The 5,946-nt window shown below is 71.3% G+C and carries 6 protein-coding genes and 1 pseudogene; 2 read left to right on the top strand and 5 right to left on the bottom strand.

Features of this window, described 5'->3' with window-relative positions; genetic code table 11:
- Positions 1-116 precede the first annotated feature (116 nt).
- Positions 117-806 carry an ester cyclase gene (locus tag RIF68_RS24600; RefSeq protein ID WP_309053478.1) on the top strand — a complete coding sequence of 230 codons (690 nt, stop codon included), beginning with the start codon at positions 117-119 and terminating at the stop codon, positions 804-806.
- 101 nt (positions 807-907) lie between these two features.
- Here RIF68_RS24600 and groL read toward each other — a convergent pair whose 3' ends face one another.
- The 4 genes from groL to RIF68_RS24580 all read right to left on the bottom strand — a co-directional run bounded on the left by groL (position 908) and on the right by RIF68_RS24580 (position 4,252).
- Positions 908-2,536 (bottom strand): chaperonin GroEL, encoded by a 1,629-nt coding sequence (gene groL / locus RIF68_RS24595; RefSeq protein ID WP_309053477.1) that lies wholly within the window; start codon positions 2,534-2,536, stop codon positions 908-910.
- Positions 2,537-2,652: 116 nt separating this feature from the next.
- Positions 2,653-2,961 carry a co-chaperone GroES gene (gene groES / locus RIF68_RS24590; protein WP_309053476.1) on the bottom strand — a complete coding sequence of 103 codons (309 nt, stop codon included), beginning with the start codon at positions 2,959-2,961 and terminating at the stop codon, positions 2,653-2,655.
- Positions 2,962-3,119: 158 nt separating this feature from the next.
- The gene (locus RIF68_RS24585; RefSeq protein ID WP_309053475.1) at positions 3,120-3,317 is read right to left on the bottom strand and encodes a hypothetical protein; all 198 of its coding nucleotides are present in this window, start codon (positions 3,315-3,317) and stop codon (positions 3,120-3,122) included.
- Positions 3,314-4,252 carry a polysaccharide deacetylase family protein gene (locus tag RIF68_RS24580; RefSeq protein WP_309053479.1) on the bottom strand — a complete coding sequence of 313 codons (939 nt, stop codon included), beginning with the start codon at positions 4,250-4,252 and terminating at the stop codon, positions 3,314-3,316. Before RIF68_RS24580 ends, RIF68_RS24585 begins: the two co-directional genes overlap by 4 nt.
- 148 nt (positions 4,253-4,400) lie before the next feature.
- On the opposite strand from RIF68_RS24580, the gene RIF68_RS24575 reads away from it, so the two are divergent.
- The gene (locus RIF68_RS24575) at positions 4,401-5,585 is read left to right on the top strand and encodes a methyltransferase domain-containing protein (protein ID WP_309053474.1); all 1,185 of its coding nucleotides are present in this window, start codon (positions 4,401-4,403) and stop codon (positions 5,583-5,585) included.
- Here RIF68_RS24575 and RIF68_RS24570 read toward each other — a convergent pair.
- Positions 5,521-5,946 (bottom strand): annotated as a pseudogene (locus RIF68_RS24570) (hypothetical protein); the annotation flags it as partial. The gene RIF68_RS24575 and the pseudogene RIF68_RS24570 overlap by 65 nt on opposite strands.

Raw genomic sequence — 5,946 nt, 5'->3', positions numbered from 1 at the left:
GAACCGTTCGCGGAGGAGGTACGGGCCGCGGACCTGGGGCACTCGGCGTAGGACGCGTCGCCGGGGCCCTCCGGACCTAGACTGGAGAAGACCCCCACCCCCGGTCGGGAGGCGTCATGACATTCGTACAGATAATCGACTGCAAGACCAGTCGGGTCGAGGATCTGAACCGGCTCATGGACCAGTGGGTCGAGCGGACCCGGGGCAAACGCACCGCCACCCACAGCATCGTCGGGACGGACCGGTCCGACGCCTCGCACGTCGTGGAGTTCCCCTCGTACGAGGTGGCGATGCGGAACTCGCAGCTGCCCGAGACGGACCGGATCTTCCGCGAGATGGTGGCGCTCTGCGACGAGCTGCCGACCTTCACCGACCTGGACGTCGTGCGGGACGAGGCCCTCTACAAGGCCGCCGCGCGCCGGCTCCTGGAGATGATCGCCACCGAGCCGGAGCTGGCGCTCCTGGACGAGGTGCTCGCGGAGGGTTATCACGACCACGATCCGACGAACGCGCAGGACGCCATCGGGATGGACGCGGTCCGCCGCGAGGTGGCGATGTGGCGCGAGGGCTTCGACTTCGCCTTCACGGTGGAGGACCAGATCGCGGAGGGCGACCGGGTCTGCACCCGCTGGACCTGGCAGGGGACCCACACGGGCGACTTCATGGGGCTCCAGCCCACCGGCATCGAGGTCTCCATGACGGGGACCCTGATCCACCGCTTCCGGGAGGACGGAAAGATCGTCGAGGGCTGGTGGCAGTACGACCTGCTGGGCCTGATGGGCCGCATCGGCGCGGTGGAGGCCTGACCCGCCCCGTACGTCCCCGGCCGTCGGCGGGCCGGCGTGGAAACACCGGGGCCCGGTGCCCCCTCTCGGGGGCCCCGGGCCTCAGTGATCAGTCAGGTGCCTCAGTGGGAGTGGCCGTGACCGTGGCCGTGGCCCGCGTCCGCCGGCTCCTCCTCCTTCTTCTCCACCACGAGGGTCTCGGTGGTGAGAAGCAGGGAGGCGATCGAGGCGGCGTTCTCCAGGGCGGAGCGCGTCACCTTGACCGGGTCGATGACGCCGGCCTTGATCAGGTCGCCGTACTCGCCGGTCGCGGCGTTGAAGCCCTGGCCCTTGTCGAGCTCCGACACCTTCGAGGTGATGACGTAGCCCTCGAGGCCGGCGTTCTCGGCGATCCAGCGCAGCGGCTCGACGGCGGCGCGGCGGACGACGGCGACACCGGTGGCCTCGTCGCCCTCCTTGCCGAGGTTGCCCTCGAGGACCTTGACGGCGTGGACCAGAGCGGAGCCACCACCGGAGACGATGCCCTCCTCGACCGCGGCGCGGGTCGCGGAGATGGCGTCCTCCAGGCGGTGCTTCTTCTCCTTCAGCTCCACCTCGGTGGCGGCGCCGACCTTGATCACGCACACGCCGCCGGCCAGCTTCGCGAGGCGCTCCTGGAGCTTCTCGCGGTCCCAGTCGGAGTCCGTGGTCTCGATCTCGGCCTTGATCTGGGCGACGCGGCCCGCGACGTCCTCGGAGTTGCCGCCACCGTCGACGATGGTGGTGTCGTCCTTGGTGACGGTCACGCGGCGGGCGGTGCCGAGCACGTCCAGGCCGGCCTGGTCGAGCTTGAGGCCGACCTCCTCGGCGATGACGGTGGCACCGGTGAGGGTGGCCATGTCCTGGAGCATCGCCTTGCGGCGGTCACCGAAGCCGGGCGCCTTGACGGCGACGGCGTTGAAGGTGCCACGGATCTTGTTGACGACGAGGGTGGAGAGCGCCTCGCCCTCGACGTCCTCGGCGATGATCAGCAGCGGCTTGGAGGAGCCCGCCTGGATGACCTTCTCCAGCAGCGGCAGCAGGTCCTGGATGGACGAGATCTTGCCCTGGTTGATCAGGATGTAGGGGTCGTCGAGGACGGCCTCCATGCGCTCCTGGTCGGTCACCATGTACGGGGACAGGTAGCCCTTGTCGAAGGCCATGCCCTCGGTGAAGTCGAGCTCCAGGCCGAAGGTGTTGGACTCCTCGACGGTGATGACACCGTCCTTGCCGACCTTGTCCATCGCCTCGGCGATGAGCTCGCCGACCTGCTGGTCCTGCGCGGAGAGCGCGGCGACGGCGGCGATGTCCGACTTGTCGTCGATCGGACGGGCGGTCGCGAGGAGCTCGTCGGAGACGGCCTTGACGGCGGCGTCGATGCCCTTCTTCAGGGCGGCCGGGGAGGCGCCGGCGGCGACGTTGCGCAGGCCCTCGCGGACGAGCGCCTGGGCGAGGACGGTGGCGGTGGTGGTGCCGTCACCCGCGATGTCGTTGGTCTTGGTCGCCACCTCCTTCACCAGCTGGGCGCCGAGGTTCTCGTACGGGTCCTCGATCTCGACCTCGCGGGCGATCGTGACACCGTCGTTGGTGATGGTGGGGGCGCCGAACTTCTTGTCGATGACGACGTTGCGACCCTTCGGGCCGATCGTCACCTTCACCGTGTCGGCAAGCTTGTTGACGCCGCGCTCAAGGGCGCGACGGGCGTCCTCGTCGAACTTCAGGATCTTCGCCATGGGAGCGATTCAGCCCTCTCGGAAATCGGGTAACGAGCGGCGCCCCGGGCCCCGGAACGGGGCCTCGGGGCGCAGCTCACAGCATCTTTTTCAGGTGCCTCGGAAGGTACTTCGGCTTACTTCTCGATGATCGCGAGCACGTCGCGGGCCGAGAGGACGAGGTACTCGTCACCGTTGTACTTGACCTCGGTGCCGCCGTACTTGCTGTAGAGCACGACGTCGCCGACCTTCACGTCGAGCGGAAGGCGCTCGCCGTTCTCGAAACGGCCCGGGCCCACGGCGAGGACGGCACCCTCCTGGGGCTTCTCCTTCGCGGTGTCCGGGATGACCAGGCCAGAGGCCGTGGTCTGCTCGGCGTCGAGCGGCTGGACCACGATGCGGTCCTCGAGCGGCTTGATGGCAACCTTGGAGCTGACGGTCGTCACGATCCGACCTCCCCCTTCGGAGATCTCGCGGGGTTAACTGTCTGAGTGTGGCGACCAGGTGGATCCGTCGTCGCGGGTGCCGGACCTGCCCGTCGCTTCTTTGGCACTCTCCGGTGGGGAGTGCCAGAGGCGAGACTATGACCGCGATTAGCACTCGGTCAAGCGGAGTGCCAATTCCACGCCATGTGGCGCATCGGGCGGGGGTCCGGAACACCCGCCACCGGCTCCGCCGCCGCCACCCGCTGCGCCGCTTTCCGCCCCAGCCGCTCGATCGGGTCGACCGCCGGGGCGCAGCCGGTGAGGGCGAGGAGGGCGGCGAGCGAGAGGCCCACGAGGCCGAAGCGGGCCCGGGTCATACGTAGTCCTCCAGCTTGGCGACCGCGTACCCCTTCGCCGTGATCACGTTCATCACCCTGCGGATCATGTCCGGCATGCTGCCCTTCCAGTCGTCCTTCCCCCGGAAGTGGGTGAGCACGATGTCGCCGGGGTGCAGGTCGCGGTCCCACTCGCGCCACTCCATGCGGTCGGGGAAGGCCTCCGAGGCCCAGAGCGGCACGGCCCTGACCCCGCAGGCCTTGGCGGCGCGCAGGGTGTCCTCGTTGTAGTTGCCGTACGGCGGGCGGAACAGCGGGGGCCGGGTGCCGTACCGCTTCTCGATGACGTCCTGCATGCCGCAGATCTCGCGCTTCTGCCGCTCGTAGGAGAGGGCCGGCATGTAGCGGTGGTTGAGGGTGTGGTTGTGCAGGGCGACCCCGCGCGCCTGCGAGCGCTGCATCTTCGCGAAGTAGCCGTAGTCGTCCTTGACGACGTAGTCGCTGAGGAAGGCGCTGTAGGGGATGTCGAGCTCGGTCATCATCCGGATCAGCTCGGGGTCCTTCTCCGCGCCGTCGTCGATCGTCAGGAAGACGATCTTCTCCTTGGTGGGCACGGTGGTGAAGACGGGCGGCAGGCCGGTTCCGTCGGTCTCGAAGCCCTTGCGGGTGGTGATCGCCGGCTTCTTCGCGGGCGGGGCGGGGGCTTCGAGCGGGGTCTGCTTCAGCCCCCACTTCCGGGCGGCGAGGACCCGGGCCGCGCGCTGCTCCCGGACCTTCCTGAGGTGCTCGTTGAGCGCGGCGGAGGCGGTCAGGGGGCGCGCCGCCGCTGCCTGCTGTCCGGCGGCGGGAGCGGGCGCGCCCCCGGCACCGGCTTCCGGCCCGGCCCCGGAGCCGGAGCAGGCGGCCGTGGAGGTGAGGGCGGCGACGAGGAGCGCGGCCCCGAGGACCCGACGGGAGGACGACCCACCCTTTGCCATCATCTTTTCCTTTTGTCGTACGAGGTGTATCGCGCCGCATCCTGTCAGCGCGCGGGCCCCTCCCGGCCGCGACACCGCCGTACCGCCCCCACGGTCCCCCGGGCGGCCCACACCCGCCGCACGACACGCGAGGCACCACAATGGGCGGGTGAACGACCTCGCCGCCCTCACCGCCCTCCTCACCCCCGAAGGGCGGACGCTCCTCGCCGCCCTGCGCGACTACGACCCCGCCCGGGAACTCGCCGTCGCCTCCCGGCTGCGCCGCGACCACCCCGCCGACCTGGTCACGGCGGCCCTCGGGCAGGCCCGGCTGCGGCAGCGGGCGGTGGCGAAGTTCGGCGCCGACGACGCGTACCGGATGTTCTTCACGGCCAACGGAGTCGAGCAGTCCACCCGCGCCTCGGTCGGCGCCCACCGGGCCGCGCGGCTGCGGGCCCTCGGCGTCGGGAGCGTCGCCGACCTCTGTTCCGGGATCGGCGGCGACGCGATCGCCCTCGCCCGCGCCGGGATCTCCGTCCTCGCCGTCGACCGCGATCCCGTCACCGCCGCGACCGCCCGCGCCAACGCCGAGGCGCTCGGCCTCGCGGACCTGATCGAGGTGCGCTGCGCCGATGTCACCGAGATCGACACCACCGGGTACGACGCGGTCTTCGTCGACCCGGCGCGACGCGGCGGGCGGGGCCGGATCTTCGACCCCGAGGCGTACTCCCCGCCGCTCTCCTGGGCGGTCCGGGCGGCCCGCACGGCCCCGCACGCGGCGCTGAAGATCGCGCCCGGCATCCCGCACGAGACGGTGCCCGAGGAGGCCGAGGCGGAGTGGATCTCGGACGGCGGGGACGTGAAGGAGGCCGTGCTCTGGTTCGGCACGGAGCCGGGTGCCCGCCGCGCCACGCTGCTGCCCTCCGGGGTGAGCCTCACCGGCCGGGGCCTGCCCGACCCGGAGGTCCGGCCCGTCGGCCGCTACCTGTACGAGCCCGACGGCGCCGTCATCCGCGCCCACCTCGTCGCCGAGGTGGCGGCGGAGGTGGACGGCGGGCTGATCGACGCGACCATCGCCTACGTGACGGCCGACGCGCTCGTCCCGACCCCGTACGCCGCCGCGTACGAGATCACCGACGAACTCCCCTTCAACCTGAAGAAGCTGAAGGCCCTGCTGCGGGAGCGGGAGGTCGGCACGCTGACCGTGAAGAAGCGCGGCTCGGCGGTCGAGCCGGAGGAGATCCGGCGGAAGGTGAAGCCCAAGGGCCCGAACGCGGCCACCGTGCTGCTCACTCGGGTCGCGGGGGCTCCGACGATGCTGATCGGCCGCCCCGCGGGCGGCCCGGGCCGCTGACACGGCTGCGGGCGGTCACGTGGTTCGGCCCGGTGAAGCGGTTCGGGCCGGTGAGGCGGTTCGCCATGCGGTGGTGGCCCACGATCTTCGTCAGGCCGACGAGGCCGGTGACCCAGAGGATCAGGGAGGCGCCCATCCCGTAGGCGACCAGGCCGTAGCCGCCGTCCTCCCGGGTGGCCCCGGCCGGGACGGCGAAGGCCACCCACAGGCCGCCCGCGCACAGCGCGCAGGAGAGCAGCAGCCAGGCCAGGCTCAGGACCGGGGCGCGCAGCCGGGCGTCGGTGGGCCCGTGGCGGTCGAGGGCCGCCCACTGGGCGAGGCGGATCCGGACGGTCCGGTCCTGGCGCACGCCGCGCACGGT

This window comes from Streptomyces sp., assembly GCF_031178505.1.
Lineage (GTDB): Bacteria > Actinomycetota > Actinomycetes > Streptomycetales > Streptomycetaceae > Streptomyces > Streptomyces gulbargensis.
Note: the sequence above shows the minus strand (reverse complement) of the source record. Positions and strands in the feature narration are given on the sequence as shown.